Origin of the sequence: Occallatibacter sp., assembly GCF_049802275.1 — a bacterium.
In the GTDB taxonomy this organism is placed as follows: domain Bacteria; phylum Acidobacteriota; class Terriglobia; order Terriglobales; family Acidobacteriaceae; genus Telmatobacter.
In genome coordinates this window covers 1-2,083 of record NZ_JBARMD010000141.1, presented here as the reverse complement: position 1 = coordinate 2,083, position 2,083 = coordinate 1, and the positions used below count along the sequence as shown (strand labels likewise).

Genomic DNA, 2,083 nt, shown 5'->3' with positions numbered 1-2,083 from the left:
GTGTCGGGTTGCACGAGCCAAACTTTGCGATCTTTATAGTATTGAAACAGCTCGCGGTTGTTTGCGGGGTCCATTTCACGAGCCCAGATTACCTTCGATTGATCGATATCGGCTGCGTTGTAGATCCACTCATCCTGAGGGTTGTGCCCCGGCGAATAACGGACGATGGCGATCTGGCCACCAGGAAGGCTCTCCAATTTGTGCAGAACCTCGGAACGATCCTTGCCGAAGACTCCTGGACCATACCAACTATTGTTCCAAGTCGATGAAGGCCATTCCGGAATTGCCAAATGGAGAGGCTGAGCGTAGAGACGCAGGACGGACATGACGAGAAGGATTACCCAGGTGAGGCGGGTCCAGGTGATGCCTACTGTCTGGTCGCCGGGACGCCACTGCCGCATATGGCGCATAGCCTGCAGGCCAAGGGCATAGATGGCCGCGGTGAAGGGCGCCATGTAATGGGGAATCATAAAGATCTCCAGCATCATGCCCGCCGTCAAGACTCCCGTGCAAATCAGAAGGAATCGGACGCGTCGATCATGAAATACCCGCGGCGCCATAAAGAAGAGCGGAAGGAATGCCAATCCGGTAAAGTAGAGCGTCCCGCCGACGGCCTTGACCAGGGTCATCTTGATGAAGCCACCGAACGAATGGCTCTTCTGGTAATTGCCAAGCTCATCTTCATAGTAGAACTGGCGCATCTCCTCGTGGTGGTAAGCCGGCTCAGGACGTGGATTTTGCCACGCGAAATAGGGCGCCATTGCATAGGTCGCCCGATTAACCGTGTAGGGCAATGTCAGGGGATGGCCAAAGACGCGGTAATCGTAATACCCCATCCAGGCGGCGGCCGTCACAACTACCACCAGGGGAATAGCAGTCTGGCGCAGAAGCGCCGAGGCACTGGGGTGGTCCGCAGCACGGAGGTACCAGCGGACCAGAGACACCGCTACCGGTATAAACAGCAGCATGCTCTCGAAAGGCCGCGTGGTGAACATGATGGCGATGCCCACGGCCATGAGTAATGCATACCAAAAAACTGGTCGGCGCTTAAACCTTGGCAACCCACCAAGCACCAGTGCGCCGCCAAGTGCCGCGATTGATCCGGCGGCATGAAACGTGTTGATCCAGTAACTGAACAGCCCAAGGTGAATGACGGCCAGCATGCCGCCGAGGAAAGCCCAGGACGGCGGCATCCATGCTTGAAGCATCCAGCAAATCGCAGCGCACATCAGTGCGCTCATGATCAGGGTGCCAAACCACGGGTTGCCGAAGAGCAATTTCCCAGCTGCCAACACCAGGCCCTGAGTGGGAAAGTACATTGACATGTAAGTCGGCAGCATGTCGATGTGAATCGATTCAAAATGGATCCACATGGCCGGAGTAGGGTTGGTCAGGCGGCCGTGGGAAAAGGTATCAGAGGCAAGTAGAAAGCTGAAGTCGTCCGGCACAAAGGGATTCGGAAGGCCGCACAACGGGAGAATCGCCAGGCGCAAAATGAGTTCAGAGAGTCCAACCGCCGTTACGGCAGCCACTTTTCTCCTTGCCAGTTTTGCGAGGAAATGCTCAATATGCGCAAACCAGGAAGCGCCCAGGCGAGGCCACGCGAAAGACAGTCCCAGAACGATTGCTGTAAGACCACCCTCAAGCAATGTCAGACCGACAGTCTGATCTGGGGACCCCGGTTGTGACATGGACATACTAATACTTTGCCACAGCCTGGAGGCGGTGGAGCGCTCAAAAAACAAGGAGGCTAATCGGATGGTAAGGGTCGCGAGAGTAACGAATTGCTAACTTGCTTATTGGAAGAAACTCTTCAAAAATACAGCAGCCTGGCAGTGGGATCCCACTAACCAGGCTGCAGTTGTTTTAGCTTCCGGCGAAACCGGATGGGTGGGAACTACGACGTGGCTGACGTCAACGCGGTCGTGATGTTATCGAACGCATTGTTGAGGCCAGTGGCAAGGAGTCTCATGCCAGCGATTGCGCCAAATGCGATCAGGGCCACGACGAGCGCATACTCGACCAGATCCTGACCTTCTTCCCGAGCCATCAGAGACTTGAGAGTGAGGTACATCTTGATCAT

Annotated in this window: 2 protein-coding genes; both read right to left on the bottom strand. The window is 55.4% G+C overall.

The annotated features are described in order from the left end of the window. A partial coding sequence (locus WA354_RS04535; protein ID WP_472811821.1) for a hypothetical protein occupies positions 1–1,697 on the bottom strand: 1,697 nt, incomplete at its 3' end. Positions 1,698–1,897: 200 nt separating this feature from the next. Beyond that, positions 1,898–2,083 (bottom strand): Flp family type IVb pilin (locus WA354_RS04530; protein WP_472811820.1); only part of this gene is annotated, 186 nt, incomplete at its 5' end.